At 33.1% G+C, this 21,315-nt stretch carries 17 protein-coding genes and 1 tRNA gene; 13 read left to right on the top strand and 5 right to left on the bottom strand.

Annotation, left to right across the window (positions count from 1 at the left end):
- The first annotated feature begins 15 nt into the window (after positions 1-15).
- Positions 16-1,914, top strand: coding sequence for an amidophosphoribosyltransferase (locus tag ACN0QX_RS09185; protein ID WP_417196525.1), 1,899 nt, complete (start codon positions 16-18; stop codon positions 1,912-1,914).
- 585 nt (positions 1,915-2,499) lie between these two features.
- On the opposite strand, the gene ACN0QX_RS09180 is transcribed toward ACN0QX_RS09185, so the two are convergent.
- A complete protein-coding gene (locus tag ACN0QX_RS09180) occupies positions 2,500-3,108 on the bottom strand; it encodes a superoxide dismutase (protein WP_248397088.1) in 609 nt (202 codons plus the stop codon).
- Positions 3,109-3,236: 128 nt separating this feature from the next.
- On the opposite strand from ACN0QX_RS09180, the gene ACN0QX_RS09175 reads away from it, so the two are divergent.
- The 6 genes from ACN0QX_RS09175 to ACN0QX_RS09150 all read left to right on the top strand — a co-directional run bounded on the left by ACN0QX_RS09175 (position 3,237) and on the right by ACN0QX_RS09150 (position 13,396).
- Complete coding sequence (locus ACN0QX_RS09175; protein WP_417196522.1) at positions 3,237-6,383, top strand: UvrD-helicase domain-containing protein; 3,147 nt, start codon at positions 3,237-3,239, stop codon at positions 6,381-6,383.
- 22 nt (positions 6,384-6,405) lie between these two features.
- Positions 6,406-7,599: a glycine C-acetyltransferase gene (gene kbl, locus ACN0QX_RS09170; RefSeq protein ID WP_417196521.1), complete on the top strand. Its 1,194-nt coding sequence runs from the start codon at positions 6,406-6,408 to the stop codon at positions 7,597-7,599.
- A gap of 123 nt (positions 7,600-7,722) precedes the next feature.
- Positions 7,723-9,087 (top strand): OmpA family protein, encoded by a 1,365-nt coding sequence (locus tag ACN0QX_RS09165; protein WP_417196519.1) that lies wholly within the window; start codon positions 7,723-7,725, stop codon positions 9,085-9,087.
- Between the two features lie 64 nt (positions 9,088-9,151).
- Positions 9,152-11,911 carry a PD-(D/E)XK nuclease family protein gene (locus ACN0QX_RS09160; RefSeq protein WP_417196517.1) on the top strand — a complete coding sequence of 920 codons (2,760 nt, stop codon included), beginning with the start codon at positions 9,152-9,154 and terminating at the stop codon, positions 11,909-11,911.
- Complete coding sequence (locus tag ACN0QX_RS09155; RefSeq protein WP_417196515.1) at positions 11,908-12,762, top strand: alpha/beta hydrolase family protein; 855 nt, start codon at positions 11,908-11,910, stop codon at positions 12,760-12,762. The genes ACN0QX_RS09160 and ACN0QX_RS09155 overlap by 4 nt, the downstream gene beginning before the upstream one ends.
- A gap of 97 nt (positions 12,763-12,859) precedes the next feature.
- Positions 12,860-13,396 carry a hypothetical protein gene (locus tag ACN0QX_RS09150; protein WP_417196513.1) on the top strand — a complete coding sequence of 179 codons (537 nt, stop codon included), beginning with the start codon at positions 12,860-12,862 and terminating at the stop codon, positions 13,394-13,396.
- On the opposite strand, the gene ACN0QX_RS09145 is transcribed toward ACN0QX_RS09150, so the two are convergent.
- The 3 genes from ACN0QX_RS09145 to ACN0QX_RS09135 form a co-directional block, all read right to left on the bottom strand.
- Positions 13,393-15,750 carry a 7TM diverse intracellular signaling domain-containing protein gene (locus ACN0QX_RS09145; RefSeq protein ID WP_417196511.1) on the bottom strand — a complete coding sequence of 786 codons (2,358 nt, stop codon included), beginning with the start codon at positions 15,748-15,750 and terminating at the stop codon, positions 13,393-13,395. The two genes, ACN0QX_RS09150 and ACN0QX_RS09145, sit on opposite strands and share 4 nt — an antisense overlap.
- 176 nt (positions 15,751-15,926) lie before the next feature.
- Positions 15,927-16,000 (bottom strand) — tRNA-Ala (locus ACN0QX_RS09140).
- A gap of 88 nt (positions 16,001-16,088) precedes the next feature.
- Entirely contained in the window at positions 16,089-16,886 is a 798-nt protein-coding gene (locus ACN0QX_RS09135; RefSeq protein WP_376858416.1) for a universal stress protein, read from the bottom strand.
- 56 nt (positions 16,887-16,942) lie between these two features.
- Between ACN0QX_RS09135 and ACN0QX_RS09130 the strand changes: the two genes are divergently transcribed.
- The 3 genes from ACN0QX_RS09130 to ACN0QX_RS09120 are packed head-to-tail and all read left to right on the top strand — an operon-like array spanning position 16,943 to position 18,976.
- Positions 16,943-17,443 (top strand): GNAT family N-acetyltransferase, encoded by a 501-nt coding sequence (locus ACN0QX_RS09130; RefSeq protein WP_248397068.1) that lies wholly within the window; start codon positions 16,943-16,945, stop codon positions 17,441-17,443.
- Positions 17,440-18,774, top strand: a complete 1,335-nt coding sequence (locus ACN0QX_RS09125; RefSeq protein ID WP_248397066.1) for an MATE family efflux transporter — start codon at positions 17,440-17,442, stop codon at positions 18,772-18,774. The genes ACN0QX_RS09130 and ACN0QX_RS09125 overlap by 4 nt, the downstream gene beginning before the upstream one ends.
- Positions 18,775-18,799: 25 nt before the next feature.
- Positions 18,800-18,976 carry a hypothetical protein gene (locus ACN0QX_RS09120; protein ID WP_417196508.1) on the top strand — a complete coding sequence of 59 codons (177 nt, stop codon included), beginning with the start codon at positions 18,800-18,802 and terminating at the stop codon, positions 18,974-18,976.
- Between the two features lie 82 nt (positions 18,977-19,058).
- Here ACN0QX_RS09120 and ACN0QX_RS09115 read toward each other — a convergent pair whose 3' ends face one another.
- Positions 19,059-19,700 carry a 2OG-Fe(II) oxygenase gene (locus ACN0QX_RS09115; protein WP_417196506.1) on the bottom strand — a complete coding sequence of 214 codons (642 nt, stop codon included), beginning with the start codon at positions 19,698-19,700 and terminating at the stop codon, positions 19,059-19,061.
- Positions 19,701-19,789: 89 nt separating this feature from the next.
- Here ACN0QX_RS09115 and ACN0QX_RS09110 point away from each other — a divergent pair, with 89 nt between their 5' ends.
- The 3 genes from ACN0QX_RS09110 (at position 19,790) to ACN0QX_RS09100 (ending at position 21,313) form a co-directional block, all read left to right on the top strand.
- A complete protein-coding gene (locus tag ACN0QX_RS09110) occupies positions 19,790-20,239 on the top strand; it encodes a 6-pyruvoyl trahydropterin synthase family protein (protein ID WP_417196504.1) in 450 nt (149 codons plus the stop codon).
- 62 nt (positions 20,240-20,301) lie between these two features.
- Positions 20,302-20,544 (top strand): hypothetical protein, encoded by a 243-nt coding sequence (locus tag ACN0QX_RS09105; RefSeq protein ID WP_417196501.1) that lies wholly within the window; start codon positions 20,302-20,304, stop codon positions 20,542-20,544.
- 16 nt (positions 20,545-20,560) lie between these two features.
- Positions 20,561-21,313, top strand: a complete 753-nt coding sequence (locus ACN0QX_RS09100; protein ID WP_417196499.1) for a UDP-2,3-diacylglucosamine diphosphatase — start codon at positions 20,561-20,563, stop codon at positions 21,311-21,313.
- Positions 21,314-21,315: the final 2 nt, after the last annotated feature.

The following is a 21,315-nucleotide window of genomic DNA, read 5'->3' as shown; positions in this document are numbered from 1 at the left end:
CAACACAACACAACAATGAGTGACGCTTTAAAACATGAATGTGGTATTGCACAAATTCGCTTACTAAAACCACTGGAATTCTATAAAGAAAAATACGGTAGCGCCTTTTATGGTGTTAATAAAATGTATTTGTTAATGGAAAAACAGCACAACCGAGGACAAGATGGTGCTGGTTTTGCTAGTATTAAATTAGATACGCAACCTGGCGAACGCTACATTAGTCGTGTCCGCTCCATTGCACAACAACCTATTCAGGACATTTTTGCACAAATAAATGAACGCATTAATAAGGAGCTTACCGAAAACCCGGAATATGTTGATAATGTGGAACTTCAAAAAAAACACATTCCATATATAGGTGAAGTACTTTTAGGACATGTGCGTTACGGAACATTTGGTAAAAATAGTGTTGAGAGTGTCCATCCATTTTTACGCCAAAACAACTGGATGCATAGAAACCTGATTGTGGCTGGAAATTTTAACATGACCAATGTTAATGAGCTTTTTGATGGTTTGGTGCGTATAGGTCAGCATCCTAAAGAGATGGCAGATACCGTTACTATTATGGAAAAAATAGGTCACTTCTTAGATGATGCTGTTTCCAAAATATACAGAAAATTAAAAAAAGAAGGATATAACAAGCATGAATGCTCTCCATTAATTGCAGAGCGTTTAAATGTTGCTAAAATCCTAAAAAAATCGGCTAAAGATTGGGATGGTGGTTATGCTATGGCTGGATTATTAGGACATGGAGATTCCTTTGTTCTTCGCGATCCAGCAGGAATAAGACCAGTTTATTACTATAAGGATGATGAAGTAGTTGTAGTAGCTTCTGAACGCCCTGTTATTCAGACTGTTTTCAATGTGGATTTTGATGATGTTAAGGAGCTAGAACCTGGACATGCCATTATTACCAAAAAATCTGGTGAAGTTGCAATTAAAAAAATACTGGAACCTTTGGAGCGCAAAGCCTGTTCATTTGAACGTATTTATTTTTCGCGTGGTAGTGATGCTGAAATTTATCAAGAACGAAAAAACTTGGGTAAATTTTTAATGCCTAAGGTTTTAGAAGCCATTGATAACGACACCAAGAATACTGTGTTTTCATATATCCCTAATACTGCGGAAACGTCTTTCTTTGGAATGATAGAAACAGTTGAGGAATATTTAAACAAGAAAAAAACGCAAGCTATTTTAGATGGTAATGGCAAATTAAGCGCTGAAGTTGTTACTAATATTTTATCTGAACGACCACGTATTGAAAAAATAGCCATAAAGGATGTTAAGTTAAGAACCTTTATTACGGAAGATAGTAGTCGCGACGATTTAGTAGCTCACGTTTATGATGTAACCTATGGAGTCATTAAACCAACCGATAATTTGGTAATTATTGACGATAGTATTGTTCGTGGTACCACATTAAAGAAAAGTATTATAAAAATGATGGATCGCTTACATCCTAAAAAGATTATAGTCGTTTCATCTGCACCACAAATTAGATATCCCGATTGTTATGGTATAGATATGGCACGTTTGGAAGATTTAATTGCCTTCAGAGCCATGTTAGAATTATTGGAAGAAAACAACAAATACCATTTAATACAAGAGGTTTACGACAAATGTAAGGCCCAAGTTGAATTGGAAGATAAAGATGTTCGGAATTTTGTAAAAGATTTGTATTCGCAATTTTCAGCTGATGCCATTTCGGATAAAATAGCCCAATTAATATCTAATGAAAACATTAACGCGGAAGTTGTTGCCATATTCCAGCCCATAGAAAATTTACATAAAGCGTGTCCTAAAAATTTAGGCGATTGGTACTTTACGGGCAATTATCCAACAGCAGGAGGTAATCGTGTTGTAAATCGTGCCTTTATTAACTTCTTTGAAGGAAACAAAGACCGTGCGTATTAACACATTGAATATGTGCTAATTACCTGTATAATATTGCTTTTTATCGAGTTTATTAGCATTTCATCGGATTAATAGTTTTTAAGCTTAAAAATAATATACTTTAGAATCACCATAACATAAGTAGGTTAAGTTCATGGTAGATTTGGGGCAAAAAAAGGTGAACTTCTGTTCGCCTTTTTTTATTTTTAATAAACACCTAAAATTGAAACCATTTTCATTATTATTGAATTCTACCCTTAATCAGCGAGCAAGTTGCTCTTACTTCTCAATTATAGCATATTAATTGATTTTACCATTCATTTTCAAGGACTTACAAACTTCAGCTTTATAATTAAAAAAAATAGATTTTAAAGCTTAAATATTCGTTTGTCCCAGTTTATAAGTCGTTTGTCTAGTTTTTTTTTTAGTGGAAAATAAGTGCCGTTTATTTGTTTCACCATAACATAAGTAGGTTAAGTTTATGGTAGATTTGGGGCAAAAAAGGTGAACATCTGTTCGCCTTTTTTCATTTTCAATACTTTCATGTTCAAAAAAAAAAGCAAACCCTTTCAGATTTGCTTTCCATATAATTAAACGTTTTACGCCTTATTTTGCCTCAGCATAACGTCTTTCAACTTCATTCCAATTGATTACATTAAAAAATGCATCAATATAATCAGGACGTCTGTTTTGGTAATTTAAGTAATATGCATGTTCCCAAACATCCAATCCTAAAATTGGTGTTCCACCACAACCAACACCTGGCATTAGTGGGTTATCTTGATTTGGTGTCGAGCAAATTTCAACTTTACCACCTTTATGAACACATAGCCAAGCCCATCCAGAACCAAACTGTGTTGCTGCGGCATTACTAAATTTTGTTTTAAATTCTTCCATGTTTCCATAAGCTGCTTCAATAGCATCTTTTAGGTCGCCAGACAAACGGCCTTTTCCTTCTGGATTCATTACGTCCCAAAATAAGGAGTGGTTATAAAATCCACCGCCATTATTTCTAACCGCTTTGTTATCCATATCCAAATTAATAAGGATATTATCTATTGTTTTTCCCTCTAAATCCGTACCTTTTATAGCATCATTTAATTTTGAAGTATAACCAGCATGGTGCTTTGAGTGATGTATTTCCATTGTGCGTGCATCTATGTGCGGCTCTAACGCATCATAAGCATATTTTAATTTCGGTAATTCGAAAGCCATAATATATCTGTTTTTAGTGTTAATAATTTAATTCTCTCAAATTTACGGAATATCGCTATCAATTAAAAATAATAAATACCTATCAACTCATCGATAGTTTTTATATTGTATAAAATTTCAAATTCCTTATGCCGGCCAACCATCCGTTTCTTATTTATAATGCTTCAGCTGGAAGTGGTAAAACTTATACTTTAGTTAAAGCCTATTTAACTATTTTATTACAAGCTTCTAGTATGCTGGCTTTTAAAAACATTCTCGCTATTACCTTTACCAATAAAGCAGCTGGCGAAATGAAAACACGAATAATAGATGCTTTAAAAAATTTTTCTTCAGAAGATATATCCACACAATCAAATCCCATGTTTGATGAACTTTGTCGCGATTTAAATTTGTCTGCAGATGATTTAACCGCCAAAAGCCATAAGATTCTTGATGCTATTATGCATAATTACGCGGCTTTTGATATATCCACGATAGATGGTTTTACACACAAGATTATCAGAACTTTTGCCCACGATTTAAAATTACCTTTAAATTTTGAAGTCGCTTTAGATGTTGAAACCCTATTAAATGAAGCAGTAGACCGATTAATTTCCAAAGCCGGAACTGATAAGCGCTTAACCAAAACCTTGGTCGATTTTGCTATTGAAAAGGCCGATGATGATAAAAGTTGGGACGTATCCAGAGATTTTTATGCCATTTCAAAATTGCTAGTTAATGAGAACGACAGACCGTTTATTGAAAATCTTCAAGACAAAACGTTAGACGATTTTAAAGCTTTAAAAAACACACTACGTGAGGAAATTAAAAAAACAGAACAATTAAGTATGAATAGCGCAGCGCAAGCGCTAGATTTCATAGCCGATAATGGATTGGTATATGAAAATTTCTCACGCGGGTCTATTCCTAATTATTTCAAAAAGGTATCGGACGGCGATTTTAATCAAAATGTAGATACCGTAAAATGGCCTACCGAATTAGTAGAAGGCAGCACGATTTACCCAAAATCCAAAACTGATGCAAACACTGCGGCAATTATTGAAAGCGTCCAACCGCAATTAGCCGAGTTTTTTATTACCACCAAAACGGCCGTATTAAATTTCAAACTGTTAAAAGCTATATATAGAAACCTAACACCACTATCCGTTTTAAGCGCTATAAATACCGAACTTCAACTTATTAAAGAGGAACAAAATGTGATGCTTATTTCCGAGTTTAATGGCTTAATTAGTCAGGAAATAAAAAACCAACCAACCCCTTTTATTTATGAACGAATTGGCGAAAAGTTCAAGCATTATTTTATTGATGAGTTTCAGGACACATCTGAATTACAATGGCAAAATTTAACGCCCTTATTGGATAATGCCATAGCATCACAACCAGGAAGCATGATGTTGGTAGGCGATGCTAAACAAGCTATTTACAGATGGCGTGGTGGAAAAGCCGAACAGTTTATCAACTTATATAACCAAACAGAAAATCCTTTCCATTTAGAACCTAAAATAATTCCGTTAGAATCAAATTTTAGAAGCTTTCAAGAAATTATCAATTTCAACAATGGTTTCTTTAACTATTTATCTAACACTATTTTTAGTCATCCAGATCATAGTGGTTTATATCAAATGGCTAATCAGCTTAAAAGAAAAGAGGAGACTGGTTATGTGCAATTAGAGTTTTTGGATTTAAATGATGTAGATGATAAAGCTTTAGCTTATTCCGAAGAAGTATATAACACCATTAAATCCTGTTTGGAAAACGGGTATCAGGAAGCCGATATTTGCGTCTTGGTCCGAAAGAAAAAAGAGGGTATTGCCATAGCTAATTATTTAAGTGAACAAGGCTTGAACATCATGTCGTCTGAAACTTTATTATTAAATAGCTCGCAAAATGTGCAGTTTGTCAACAACGTGTTACGCTTACTTTTACAGCCTGAAAATCAAGAAACCAAAGCTGAAATTCTGCTACATATTGCCCATTTATGTGCCATTGAAGATAAACATAGCTTTTTAAAAGCCCATATGCCTTTTCATGTATCGGCCTTGTTCAAGCAATTGGAGTCGCTAGACTTTTTTATTGATTATAATGAATTGATTCAGCTGTCATTTTATGATTTGGCAGAAACCATTATTCGCCAATTTAAATTAGTAAAATATTCGGATGCATTTATTCAATATTATATGGATGTGGTTTTAGAATTTTCCGAAAAACAACTAGCGGATATTGGTAGCTTTTTGCATTATTTCGACTCTAAAAACGAGAAATTAAGTATTGTAACGCCTGAAGGTTATCAGGCTATTCAGATCATGACGGTTCACAAATCTAAAGGCCTCGAATTTCCAGTGGTTATATTCCCTTTTGCGGATTTGGATATATATCGAGAAATTACACCTCAAGAGTGGTTTCCTATTAATCCAGAAACCTTTAATGGTTTTAGTCACACCCTATTAAATTACAGTAAAGCTTTTGAAAATTTTGGTGATGCTGGAAAGCAGATTTTTAATAGGCATCAATCCGAATTAGAACTCGATAATATTAATATTTTATATGTAGCCCTTACCAGACCTGTTGAGCAATTATACGTAATTTCAAAATTGGATATCAATGCCAAAGGAGATGTCAACCAAAAAAGTTATGCTGGCTTTTTAATTAGCTATTTGCAACAAATAGGTACATGGGAAAACAATCAAATGCTCTATCAATTTGGAAATCAAAAAAAGGAATCCAAAACCAAAACTAAAGAGCCGTCAACAATTATTCGGAATAGTTTTATATCAACACCAAAAGAAGCACACAATATTAAAATTATTACGCGTTCGGCAAGTTTATGGGATACCATTCAAGAAAAAGCTATTGAAAAAGGAAATCTGATTCATGATATTATGGCAGAAATTAAAACGGAAGCTGATGTAGATTATGTATTGCAATCTTTTTTAGAAAATGGCACTATTAATCAAACACAAGAACCGATTTTAAAGGAAACGGTATTGCAAATTATTAATCATCCAAAACTGGAACCTTATTATAAGAATGAAAACATAACAGTTTATAATGAGCGTGATATTATTTCTAATGATGGCCGCATTTTAAGACCAGACCGATTGGTGATTCAAAATAATAAAGATGCTGTAATAATAGATTATAAAGCAGGAAAGGAACTACCAACTCATATTCAGCAATTAGAAAGCTATGAATCTATTTTAAAGGTTATGAACTTTCAAGTCACTAAAAAAATACTTATCTATATAAATGATGGCATTGCTATAAAAGAATTTTAACTTTGTAAAAACATTAAAGATTATGTACGGAAAAATTCAACAACACTTAGAGAACGAGTTAGAAGAAATAAAAGACAACGGACTTTATAAAACCGAACGTGTCATTACCTCTGCACAAGGAGCGCAGATTACATTAAGCACAGGCGAGACGGTTTTAAACTTTTGTGCGAATAATTATTTAGGGTTGTCCTCACACCCAGATGTTATTCAAGCAGCAAAAGATGTTATGGATACACATGGATTTGGTTTATCTTCAGTGCGTTTTATTTGTGGAACACAAGATATTCACAAAGAATTAGAACAAAAAATAGCCGATTTTTACGGAACGGAAGACACCATATTATACGCCGCCGCTTTTGATGCTAATGGTGGTGTTTTTGAACCTTTGTTTGACAAAGAAGACGCTATCATTTCTGATTCTTTAAATCACGCGTCTATAATTGACGGTGTTCGTTTATGTAAGGCCGCCCGATATCGATACCAAAATAACGATATGGAAGATTTGGAAAAACAATTAATTGCCGCTAATAAAAACGGTGCGCGCCATAAAATTATAGTTACGGATGGTGTTTTCTCTATGGACGGTTTGTTAGCACCTTTAGATGAAATTTGCGATTTAGCGGATAAATATGATGCTATGGTAATGATTGATGAATGTCATGCTACAGGTTTTATAGGAAAAACAGGACGTGGAACCCTTGAAGAAAAAGGTGTTATGGATCGTGTTGATATCATTACTGGAACTTTAGGAAAAGCCATGGGTGGAGCTATGGGAGGCTATACTACAGCTAAAAAAGAAATTATTGAAATATTACGTCAACGTTCTAGACCATATTTATTTTCAAATTCTTTAGCACCAGCTATTGTTGGTGCTTCTATAAAGGTGTTTGATATGTTATCTAAAGATACTACCTTACGTGATAAACTAGCGTGGAACACAGATTACTTTAAAGCAGGCATTAAAAAAGCAGGTTTTGATATTGTGGACGGCGACTCGGCTATTGTTCCAATTATGTTATATGACGCAAAATTATCGCAAACTATGGCAAATATGTTACTTAAAGAAGGTATTTATGTTATTGGCTTCTTTTTTCCAGTAGTACCAAAGGATAAAGCACGTATTCGAGTGCAACTATCGGCCGCACATGAAAAAGAGCATTTGGATCAAGCCATTTCTGCTTTTATAAAAGTCGGCAAACAATTAGAAATTATTTAAAATAATGACAAACAAGCAGATTTTAGGGGAATTATACAATATTTTTCTATATTTGTCTTTGTTAATAATATTTAACAACTTACTTTTGTTTACAATTAACACTTAAAAATTAAATTTTTGAATATGAAAAATCTTAGCAGATTATTGTTCGCTATGTTACTTATGTTAGGTATGAGTAACACGTACGCACAAGATGAAAACAACCCTTGGGCAATTAGCCTTGGAGTAAACGCAGTCGATTTCTATCCTACAGGTGAAGATGCACCTCTTGGTGATTATTTTGATGAGTATTTTAATGCTACAGACCACTGGAACATTTTACCTTCATTATCTTCATTAACGGTAGGTCGTTACTTAAGTAATGGATTCACATTAGGCGCAACAGCTTCTTTAAACAAAATTGATAAATTTGGAGATGACAGAGCTAGATATGATGAAGTAACTTATTTCGGACTTGACGGTATTGTAAAATACAGTTTTGGTCAATTATTAAACTCAACATGGGTAGACCCTTACTTAGGTGTAGGTGGTGGTTACACATGGGTTGATGAAATTGGTGCTGGAACATTAAACGGAACTTTAGGAATTAATTTCTGGGTTAGCGAAAACGTTGGTATTACAGTTCAATCTGCTTACAAGCATGCTTTCGAAGATTATTTAGATTCTCACATGCAACATACTGCTGGCGTTACTTTCAAATTTGGAGGTAAAGATACAGATGGTGATGGAATATATGACAAAGATGACGCTTGTCCAGAAGTATTTGGTTTAGCTGAATTTAACGGTTGTCCTGATACAGATGGTGACGGCATTGAAGATAGTAAAGATTCTTGTCCAAACGAGGCTGGTCCAGCTGAATTTAACGGATGTCCTGATACAGATGGTGACGGTGTTCCAGACAAAGACGATGATTGCCCAACAGTTGCTGGTTTAAAATCTTTAAACGGTTGTCCTGATGCTGATGGTGACGGTGTTGCTGATCATTTAGACGAATGTCCAAATGTAGCAGGTCCTGCAGCTAATAAAGGTTGTCCTTGGCCAGATAGAGATGGTGACGGTGTTGCTGATAAAGATGATTTATGTCCAGACAAAGTTGGTACTGTTGCTAACAATGGTTGTCCAGAAGTAACTGAAGCTGTACAAAAAGCTTTAAATGCTTATGCTAAAACAATCTTATTTGATACAGGTAAATCTTCTATCAAAAAACAATCTGAAAAAGTACTTGAAGATATCATTGCTATCTTAAAAGAGTACCCTAATGCTAAATTTACAGTAGAAGGTCATACGGATAGTGTTGGTAGTGAGAAACTTAATCAAGAATTATCTGAAGCTAGAGCGTTATCAGTTAAGGATTACTTAACAAGTAATGGCATCGATCAATTCAGATTATCTTCTAAAGGTTTTGGTGAAGCTAAGCCAATTGACTCTAACAAAACTAGAGCTGGTAGAGCTAACAACAGACGTGTAGAAATCAATTTAGTGAAATAATTTATTTCACATAAATAAATAGAAAAACGCTCCGAATATTCGGAGCGTTTTTTATTTTTATAATATGACAACTTTTATACATGACGTCCTTGCCGATTTAAACAAAAAGCAAGTTGATATTTCCAATATTACACTTATTCTGCCTAGCAAACGTGCTGGTGTATTTTTAAAACATGAATTATCCACGTCATTATTACAACCTATATTTTCTCCAACTATACTAAGTATTGAAGAGTTTGTAGAAGAACTTTCACAACTTAAAGCGATATCCAATACCGAATTGCTTTTTGAGTTTTACGAAACTTACCTTCAAGTTCACAACACGAAAAATCCCGATAGTTTTGATACCTTTTCTAAATGGGCACAAATACTACTTCAAGATTTTAATGAAATTGACAGATACCTTATTCCTCAAGAAAAGATATTCGACTATTTAAGTGCTATAAAAGAAATAAACCACTGGTCCGTAGATACCAACCAAACCGATTTTATAAAAAATTATCTCGTATTTTGGAAAAGACTTAAAATATACTACAACCAACTTACCGAAAATCTCGTTAATAAAAAGAAAGGCTATCAAGGATTAATTTATAGGGAAGCTGTTGAAAGCATTCAGAACTATATTGAAGTAAACCCTGAAAAACATCACGTCTTTTTAGGTTTCAATGCGCTAAATAAAGCTGAAGAAACCATCATCCAAGAACTATTAGAAAATAGTCATGCTGATATTTATTGGGATATTGATGACGCTTTTTTTGAAAACAAAAATCATGATGCCAGTCTATTTATCAGACAACATAAAAAAAACTGGACTTATTTTGAAACCAATTCTATGAATTGGATAGCGGACAACTACACAAAACCAAAAGACATTTCGGTTATTGGTGTGCCTAAAAATGTAGGGCAGGCTAAATGTATTGGTAACATCCTTAAAAAGCTCCATAATGAAAATAATACGCTCAATAATACAGCAGTTGTATTAGGCGAAGAATCCCTGCTTCTTCCTGTATTGAATTCTATACCAGAATCTATAAATGCATTGAATATCACCATGGGATTGCCCTTAAAATCCATTCCATTAGCAACCCTTTTTGAACAGTTATTCTTTATCCACAAAAAGGAAACAAATGATTTTTATTTTAAAGACGTTATTAAATTATTATCACATCAATTTATAAGTCCACTACTCCAATCTGGTACTTCAAACGACTTGCAAAAGGTGGTTCAGATAATAGAATCGAATAATTTAATCTACATATCTTTAACACGATTAACGGCTTTAGCACCTCAACACGAAGGCTTATTTCTGCTTTTATTTGGAAATTGGAATAACAACCCATCCATCGCTTTAACGAGTTGCCAAGCGTTAATTTTAAAAATAAAAACACATTTAGAACAGCACAAAAAAGAAAATATATTAGCCTTAGAACATCTGTTCAAATTCAATACGCTTTTTAATGAGCTTACGCTTCTGGATAATCAGTATAAACATCTAAAAGATATTACCAGTCTATTTAGCGTATACAAAGAGCTATTAGGTTCCGAAACATTAGATTTTAAAGGCGAACCATTAGAAGGCTTACAAATTATGGGTATGTTAGAATCCCGTGTTTTAGATTTTGAAACCGTAATCATATCATCCGTTAATGAGGGCATTTTACCATCGGGAAAAAGTAATAATTCGTTTATTCCTTTTGATGTAAAACTGGAAAATAAACTCCCAACCTACAAAGAAAAAGATGCTGTTTATACCTATCACTTTTACCGATTATTACAACGTGCTAAACGTGTATTCATAATTTATAACACTGAAATTGATGCGTTAAAAGGTGGTGAGAAAAGTCGTTTTATAACCCAATTGAATCTAGAAAACATCCATAAAATTAAGCATACCATTGCTGTTCCCGATATTGCTATGGATGCGAATTTGAACGAAATTGTAATAGCTAAAAATGACGATGTTCTAAATCAGATTAAAACCTATGCAGCCAGAGGGTTTTCACCATCTGCTTTAACCAGTTATATTCGGAATCCTATCGATTTCTATTTTCAGAAGGTATTGAAAATAAAAGAACATGATGATGTAGAAGAAACGGTTGCTGCCAACACATTAGGAACGGTTATCCATAATACTCTAGAAGATTTTTACAAACCTTTTGAAGGCCAACAAATAACCTGGGAACAGGTTGCAGAAATGAAACTCAAAATAAATGCAACCGTTACCAAACATTTTAAAGATTTATATAAAGAAGGTGATATTACCAAAGGCAAAAATTTAATTGTCTTTGAAATTGCCAAGCGCTACATCTCTAATTTTTTAGATTTAGAAGTAGCCGACTTAAAAGACGGCAACATTCTTGAAATTATAGCTATTGAACTTAATAATACTGCAGAAATACAAATTCCTGAACTGGATTTTCCGGTTAGAATTACGGGTAAAGTCGATCGTGTTGACAAACGAAATGGTATAACACGAATTATAGATTATAAGTCGGGTCGGGTAGATCCTGCTAAAGTACAAATAACCAATTGGGAGGATTTAACAACGGATTATGACAAGTACAGTAAATCATTCCAGGTTTTAACATATGCGTACCTAATGCATGCTGAAAAGCCTTTTACAGAACCTGTAGAAGCGGGAATTATTTCATTTAAGAATTTAAGCGCCGGGTTTTTAAAATTTCAAAAAAAACAATCGGGAAGTCGCGATAAGGAAGCGCTTATTTCCAATGAGATATTAGCAGATTATGAAGTTCAATTAAAACAGCTTATTTTAGAAATTTGCAACCAAAAAGTAGATTTTATTGAAAAAAAGATTTCGTGATACACAAAAATTTAATTTTACATAGAAAGCATCAGAAACCAATTGTTTGGGATGCTTTTTTTAATAAAAATGGCGAACAAAAACCATTAGTTGTGTTCTGTCATGGCTATAAAGGTTTTAAAGATTGGGGACCATGGAATTTGGTAGCTGAACAGTTTTCAAAAGCTAATTTGTTTTTTGTTAAATTCAATTTTTCACATAATGGCGGTACCGCTGAAAACCCAATTGATTTTCCGGATTTAGAAGCCTTTGCAGAAAATAATTACAGTAAAGAGCTGAATGATTTGGGGGACTTTCTAAATTTTTTAATGTCTGAAAAAAATGAATTATTAAAAGAAATTAATCCCAATAATGTGACGCTCATTGGGCATTCACGTGGTGGTGGAATTTCAATATTAAAAGCGTCCGAAGACACTAGAATAAAAAAACTCATTACTTGGGCAAGTGTTTCTAATTTTTCCGATAGAACGGCAACAATAGGCAATTTAAAAGCATGGAAAGAAGAAGGCGTTAAGTATGTTTTAAACAGTAGAACCCAACAGCAAATGCCTCATAATTATCAATTTTATGAAGATTTTAAAACTCATGAAAAACAACTCAATATTGAAGCAGCAACTAAAAAAATTAAAATTCCACAGCTAATAATACACGGTATTGATGATTCCTCCGTAAACTTTAAGGAGGCAGAAGCATTGCATAAATGGAATATAAATAGTCAGTTAATTGGAATAGAAAATTCTAATCACGTTTTTAATGGTCAACACCCTTGGAATAATTTGGTTTTGCCCACAGCACTTGAAACTGTTGTTTCATCAAGTATTTCTTTTATAATGACGCCAAAAAAATCCTAATTTTAATATTCTCTAACCTATATTTTTCATTTTCTCAAAAAGCTACTCAACACATTTTTAGTATCTTACAGTAAGTAATCGATGAAATACCACCGATATGTTTACTGTAAAAGTTGAAAACACCCTGATTGCCCATTGCGAAACTATTGTTAAAACGTACAATTTCGGAAAGCGTTTCACGGCTAATGGTACCAAAAAACAACAACTAACGGGTATTATTGGTCAGTCTGTGGTGATGTCTTTTTTTAATTTAGATCTAGTAGATGGTTCTGGTGGGTGTGATGATGGTGTTGATTTAATTGTGAACAACAAAACTATTGATGTAAAAACAATGGGGAGAACATCAGATGTTAGGAAAAATTACACCAACAATTTTTTAAAACTTCAAGACTATTTTAAAACAGAAATTTATATTTTTTGTAGTTATCATAAAACCAAACGGGAGTTGACCGTTTGTGGATGGATTGATAAAGTTAGTTTCATAGAAAAAAGACGATTTTTCCCTAAAGGAACCATTCGTACCCGAACCAATAATACAACATTTACAACCTTTGCTGATTTATTTGAAATTGATAATTGCCATTTAAATGATGTTGTTGACATTCCAGATTTAAAACAGCAACTTAACTTTTAAGCTGGTTTAGCAAAAAAAGCAGTACAATTACCAATTTTATCAAATAGGAGCGCTTTATTTACTGGCTTGGTCATGTAGTCGGTCATACCCATATCAATAACTTTCTGTTGTGTTTCCTGCATTGCATCAGCAGTAACTGCAATAATTGGAATATTTTTATTCTTTAAACCCAACTGTCCACTTCTAATTATTTCAGTGGCTTCATATCCATCCATAATTGGCATTTGCAAATCCATTAAAACAACATCAAAGCAGGTTTCTTTTAGCATATTTATAGCTTTTAAGCCATTTTCGGCTACTTCAAATGTAAATTTCGAGTTCATTTGTAGCAGCTTTTTCATAATCATTTGATTCATTACATTATCCTCTACAATTAAAATATGCTTTTCAGCATTTGAATCGTTATTTAGGGGATTTAGTGGTTTTTGCTGTTTTTCCCGATTAATTTCTAATGGAATATCAATATAAACATCTGTTCCTACGCCTTCTTCACTATCAATAGTTATGTTGCCTTCAAAACGTTTTACTAAATGATTTACAATAGTTAACCCTAATCCCAATCCACCAAATTGGCGTTTGTTATCATATCGCATTTGACTAAAACTATCAAAAACATCTTCTCGTAAATTTAATGGTATGCCTACACCAGTATCGGAAAAATGAAAAGAAAACCGACTTGTAGTATTGGAAATAGCAACGCATTGCATTTCAAAAGAAACGGTGCCAGACTTCGTGAACTTTACCGCGTTTCCAAGAACATTATTAATAATTTGTATAAACCGATCGCTATCGCCAAGAACACTTTTTGGTACTGTGCCTTTAATTTGAAACGTATAGTGTAAACCTTTATTTTCGGCTTGCAGTTTCCAATTTTCGCTAATCTGCTGTAGTAACTCTAACGGTTTGAATACATCATGCTTTAAAATTAATTCGTTTTTCTCTATTTTTTCAAAATCTAAAATATCATTTATATTACTGAGTAAGCTATAGGAGGCATTTTTAATAATTTCTAAACAGGAACTATCTACTGCTCCGTTTTGCTGTTCCAATTGTTCTTGCGTGGCGCCTAAAATAGCATTGAGAGGCGTTCGTAATTCATGACTCATATTAGACATGAAATAGGTTTTTACCTCACTAATTTCTTCTGATTTTTTTAAAGCTAAAGCTTGAGAAACTTCCTTTTCTTCACGTAACTTTCTAATTAGGTTCGTCATGGATAAGGATAAGAATATCACCTCAAGACCCGATCCAAATTTGGCACTATTTTCAGTGTAAAAATTATTTGGCAACAAGCTCAAGTTGTTCATGACAAAACCTAGTAAACCAATCACTAAAAACAAAATGCCTATAGAGAAAAAAGCATCTAAAGCAATCTTTCTATAACGCATAACAAATACTGTAAACAAGATTAATAGCAAACTAATTAAACCATTAACATTACTAATAGGATACGTTATTTTTAAAGTAAATTCATTAATAAAAATACATGTAAATAGGCTAATTATCACGACATAAATAACTTGATAGTACTTAACTATGTTTTTAAAATGGCTTTTTATATCTAAAAAATGTTCGCAATACTTCAACAAGAATAAATTGGATAATAATGCGGTAATTAATACCATCCTACTATTTAAATAACCACTTTCGGGCCAAACAAATTCAAATAATAATCCATCTAATGCCGCTTGAAGCAGAGCTATTGAAAACACATAAAGGCCGTAATATAAAAATGAACGTTCTTTTAAACTGATGTAGAAAAACAAATAAATTATACCTGCAAGCAATAAAACACCGTAAAACAAACCAAGAAATAATTGTTGGTGGTAGGTGTTTTGTAAAAATTCAGACTCATTATATAAATTTAAAGGTATGTTTATGGTTTCACCATCACTTTTTAAATGCACATAAAAATGTTGGGTTGAATTAGGTGGCAGTTTAATTTTAAAAACAGTTGCTCTGTGGTTAACCTGGCGCTCACTAAATGCTATTTGGTCGCCACTTTTAAAACGTTCAGTGCCAGCTGCTGCTATTTGATATAAATTGGCAACATCTGTAATAGGTCTAGCTGTTTCTAAATAATAAACATGTTCCGTTGCTTGCGAGTTGGTTAGTTTAAACTGAATCCAAAAATTATCAGACGTAAAACCCACACTGTGGTTTTCTGATTGCAACGGTTTATAAATTAAATCGTTGTTTAATTGAATATCTTCAATACTGTAGGCCGCATCGCCAACATTGGTATAACTTGCCAGTTGATATAGTGGAACATCATTAGTTTCTGGATTAAATTCTTGGCTTTGAGCGTTTATAGAATAGCTACAAAAAAGGGCAATTAATAAAACAAATTTCATAGTAAGTTAGGTTGGGACCATATCTACGCAGTACTCATTTATGAGGTTTTAAAAAGCTTCCAATATTCGACAAAACCCTCAAAAAAATCTTTGAATTACAAATTGTTTCTGAAATTGCAAAAAACTATTATGAAATTTAGGCATAAAAAAGCAATGCTTTCACATTGCTTTTTAAGTGGAGAATATCGGAGTCGAACCGATGACCTCTACGCTGCCAGCGTAGCGCTCTAGCCAGCTGAGCTAATCCCCCAAAATAAACTTTAGACTAGAAATTCGTTTTTTGAGCAACGAAAATAAACTATTTTTATTTAGGTTTTATCCTTCTGCTGAAGAAATATTTATTTCACACCACTTAATACTAAAACTGGAAGTGTGTTGCTCTGAAAATCTTTTTTCAAAATAGTATTTTTCTCCCATAGTTTAGAGAAAAATCCACGCTTACGCCTTACCACGCACAACATATCCGGATCATTATCCTTATAATGTTCTAATACGCCTTGAAATGTTGTGGCATTTTCCGTTTTAGTAATATTGGTTATTAATTTGGCCAAATCTGGATTTATTTCAAAATCACCTTCATTATAGAATGGTGTTTGTACGAGTAATAAATTTACAATAGATCGGAACTGATCTTTAATAGCAATTAACGGCTTTAAGGCAGATTCCTTTTTAATTATAGCAGACTTTAAAGCCACTAAAATATAAACAATAGGTTTAAAACTGACGCCTTCAGGGACAATTAATGCGGGAATATTGGTTTGTTTAATAATTTTTCCAGACGTTTTTCCAAGATATACTTCTTCTCGTAAAGAGTTGGTCCGTGGTTCTATCATAATTAAATCAATATCTAAAGAGTGACAAACTAACTCAAGCGTATCCACCAATTTTCCTTTAAATGATTTTACAACAATCTCAACACCTTTAGTGTCCACTTGCGCCACGTGCGACTTTAAAAATTCATAACTTTCACGCTCTAAAATATGATCCACTTTTATCATGGTTCCAGCTTTGGAATAGATATTATAAATTTGAACCACATAAATTTTTGCACCAAATGCTTTGGCAAAATCCACAGCATACTGCAAATGACTAACCGCATTTTTAGACGATCCTACTGGCACTAAAATATTCTTCATATTGAAAAAGTTATAACTAATTTAGGTGAAAATTTACGCAAAAATACGCTTTTATTATGATTCGGAAAGGAACCAATGAAGATATTGATACAATTTTAGAAATTACCAAAGCCTGTGCTATTGATATGATTTCTAAAAACATACAACAATGGAATTCTAAATACCCTAACCGAAGTGCCTTTGAAAATGATGTGGCTAGAAACGAATTATACGTTCTAGAGGAAGCTAAAAAAATTATAGGCTGTTTAGTGCTTTCTACTAAAATGGATGCCGAATACGAAACTATAGACTGGCTAACACCAAACTCCAATAACTTATATGTTCATAGGGTAGCTATACACCCGGATTACCAAGGTAAAGGATGGGCTAGAAAACTGATGAATTTTGCTGAAAATATGGCAAACAAAAATGAATTTACCTCTATCAGATTAGATACCTTTTCAAAGAACGCTAGAAACCAAAAGTTTTACGAACTTCGCGGTTATAAAAAATTAGGGTCTATTTATTTTCCAAAACAAAGCGAACATCCCTTTTACTGTTATGAATTTGTATTGTGAGCACCAACATTAGTTTAAAACATATTAATAAATTAGCCATTCCTGCATTAATTGCTGGAGTGGCAGAACCTATTTTGTCTATTACTGATACGGCTATTGTAGGAAATATTTCTGAAAACGCCACAGAATCATTAGCAGCCGTAGGTATTGTTGGCACCTTTATTTCCATGCTAATTTGGGTTTTAGGGCAAACACGTAGTGCTATTTCATCTATTGTTTCGCAATATGTTGGTGCAAATAATTTAGATAAGGTGAAAAACCTGCCAGCTCAAGCTATTTTTATAATTACATCACTAAGTATTTTTATCATTCTAGGAACCTATCCGTTTGCCGAAAGCATTTTTAAACTCTACAATGCCTCTGATTTAATTCTGAATTATAGTGTAGAGTATTACCAAATTCGCGTTTTTGGTTTTCCATTTACCCTATTTACCATTGCCATTTTTGGCACCTTTAGAGGGCTTCAAAACACCTTTTACCCAATGATTATTGCCATTGTTGGCGCCAGTGTTAATATTGTTCTAGACATCGTTTTGGTTTATGGTATAGAAGGTTATGTTCCTGCCCTGAATATTAAAGGTGCAGCTTATGCAAGTGTTATTGCTCAAATATTAATGGCTATTATTTCGGCTTATTATTTATTGACCAAAACAGCTATTCCATTGCGTTTTAGTTTTCCGTTTAACAAAGAAATTAATCGGTTTGCAATAATGATTCTCAATTTGTTTGTTAGAACGCTTGCTTTGAACGTTACCCTTTACTTTGCGAGTTCATTTTCTACCAGTTATGGTAAACAATACATTGCCGCATACACCATTGCTATAAATTTATGGTTTTTAGGTGCTTTTATAATTGATGGTTATGCCAGTGCAGGAAACATTTTATCAGGAAAATTATTAGGAGGAAAGGAATATGGTAAATTAATTACCTTAAGTAATAAACTAATAACATATGGTGTTATTTTAGGGATGGTTATGGCCGCCTTTGGTGCTATTTTCTATCAGTTTATTGGTTTTGTTTTTACAAAAGAAGAGTCCGTTTTAACCGAATTTTATAATGTGTTCTGGATTGTTTTAGCCATGCAACCACTATGCGCTATTGCCTTTATTTTTGATGGTATGTTTAAAGGGCTTGGTAAAATGAAAGTTCTTCGCAATGTATTATTGATGGCAACCTTTCTCGTTTTTGTTCCGCTCTTATTTTTATTGGACAGCTTGGATTACAAGCTTTATGGCATTTTTATAGCTTTTACATTTTGGATTATTGCTAGAGGATTGCCACTAATTATAAAATTTAGACAAGAATTTTTACCGCTTTCGGAAAAACAGTAACTTTGACTTCTAATTATTTAGTAAAATGATGTCACTTATTTCAATTTTGCAAGAAATAAATATTGAAGAGAAAGTAAAAAACGCACCTAATAGCGATTATGAAATAGGCGTATTTATAGGCTCATTTCTACCATTTTTAGTACTTGTAATAATTGCTTATGCGCTTTACAGATATAATAAAAACAACTCAAATATAGATTAGTATGGGCGGAAATATGCTTTTTTTAGTATTGGCAATTGTATTGATAATTATTTATGTTTATAACCGCAATAAACGCAGATAATTAGCGCGTTTTAAGCCAACCAGTAATACTCAATCGTTCGGTTTTAACGGGTTTGACTTCGTGTTCTAATAATTGACTTTCAAAAATAACCACACGTCCAGGAAATGGATAAATTACCTTTTCGGTTTCTTCACCATTTTCATGTACATACAACACCAATTCGCCACCGTTTTCAGGTAGCCAACCATCTTCATTTAAATAACATACAAAGGATAATTTTCGTCTGTCGTCATTCTGAAACGTATCCAAATGCCGTTTGTAAAATGTGCCTTCTGGATATAATGCATAGTGAAACTCCTTATGTAAAATTCCCAAGAAACACGTTTTATTTAAGTAATCTATTAGGTTATTTATTTTGTTGAAGAAAGCGACTTCTAACGGATCTGCCCGGTTTTCATCTATCCATAAAATTACATCACCACGAATGGATTTTTCAATGACTTCATTTACCCTATTGCCAATAGCCGCTTTTTTAAAAACATCAGCTTCATGTTTTTCTAATAATGATTTTCTTAATTCCAAAACCTCGAGATCGGTGAAAAAATTTTCAACCAAACTGTATTTCTTTGTTAAAATATCATCAATAATACGCTCATATTGTAAATTTTCAACAAAAGCAATTTCTTCAAATAACTGATTCATAAGTATATGCAAAATAAAAGGTGGGCAAATGTACTCTAAAAACCGTTTCCTTTTACAAAACGATTATCTTTGCATGGAAAATTAATAGTATGGGAAATATTCGAATTACAAAACAGTTCTCATTCGAGACAGGACATGCCCTTTATGGCTATGATGGGAAATGTAAAAATGTACATGGCCATAGCTATAAATTATCGGTAACCGTTATTGGAAAACCAATTTCAGATTCGGGTAATGTTAAGTTTGGAATGGTGATTGATTTTGGAGATTTAAAAAAAATTGTGAAAACAGAAATTGTTGATGTGTTTGATCATGCCACTGTTTTTAACAAAAACACACCACATGTAGAATTAGCGAAGGAACTTCAAGACCGTGGTCATAATGTACTTTTGGTGGATTATCAGCCAACTAGTGAAATGATGGTGATTGATTTTGCCAATAAAATAAAATCCTTTTTACCGAGCCATATTGCATTACATTCTTTAAAACTTCAGGAAACAGATACCAGTTTTGCGGAATGGTATGCTAGTGATAATTAGAATTCTGCTTGCAAAGAATTAATTATATTTACACCTATATTTTTTAGTAAAGGAATTAAAATTTGGGAGATAATTATTATGGTCGAGTAATTTTCAACTTCATTGGTGCCGTCATGAGATGGATTTATGGAACTATATGGAGAACCTTTTTAAATAAAAAGAAGTTTACCTTTAAAGAATACTTGTACGGACCAAATAATCCAAATTATTATGATGAAATGGGACATACCATTAATAATGTTTTTATCGGAATTTTAACTCTCGTTTTTATTCTTGTCCCTTTATTAAAATATATTTTTGATTAAAAACCTTTAAAATTACATGAACATTCCAAAAGGAAAAAAAATATACTTCGCATCCGATAATCATTTGGGTGCACCAACGGCAGAAGCCTCACGACCTCGCGAACAAAAATTTGTAGCGTGGTTAGAGGAAATTAAGCACGATGCTGCTGCTATTTTCTTGATGGGTGATTTATTCGATTTTTGGTTTGAATATAAAACCGTGGTTCCAAAAGGTTTTACAAGAACGTTGGGTAAGCTTGCCGAGATAACGGACGCTGGTATTCCTATTTATTTTTTTGTTGGCAATCACGATTTATGGATGGATGGCTATTTTGAAGAAGAATTGGGAATTTCTGTCTACCATAAGCCCCAAGAATATACGTTTAACAATAAAACGTTTTTAATTGGTCATGGTGATGGATTAGGCCCTAGTGATACCGGTTATAAACGGATGAAAAAAATATTTACTAGTCGTTTTGGCAAATGGCTATTTCGCTGGTTGCATCCTGATATTGGGGTTAGAATTGCCCAATATTTAAGTGTAAAAAATAAACTAATTTCCGGTGATGATGACGCCAAATTTTTAGGCGAAGACAATGAATGGTTAGTGCAATATTGCAAACGTAAATTAGAAACCAAACACAGCGACTATTTTATTTTTGGCCACAGACATTTACCGTTAGAAATAGACCTCAACGAAAATTCAAAATATGTGAATCTAGGGGATTGGATTCAATATTATACCTATGGTGTTTTTGATGGTGAAAATTTAGAGTTAAAGAAATTCTAAAA

This window comes from Bizionia sp. (genome assembly GCF_048259285.1).
GTDB classification, from domain to species: Bacteria; Bacteroidota; Bacteroidia; order Flavobacteriales; family Flavobacteriaceae; genus Algorimicrobium; species Algorimicrobium hallyeonense.
Note: the sequence above shows the minus strand (reverse complement) of the source record. Positions and strands in the feature narration are given on the sequence as shown.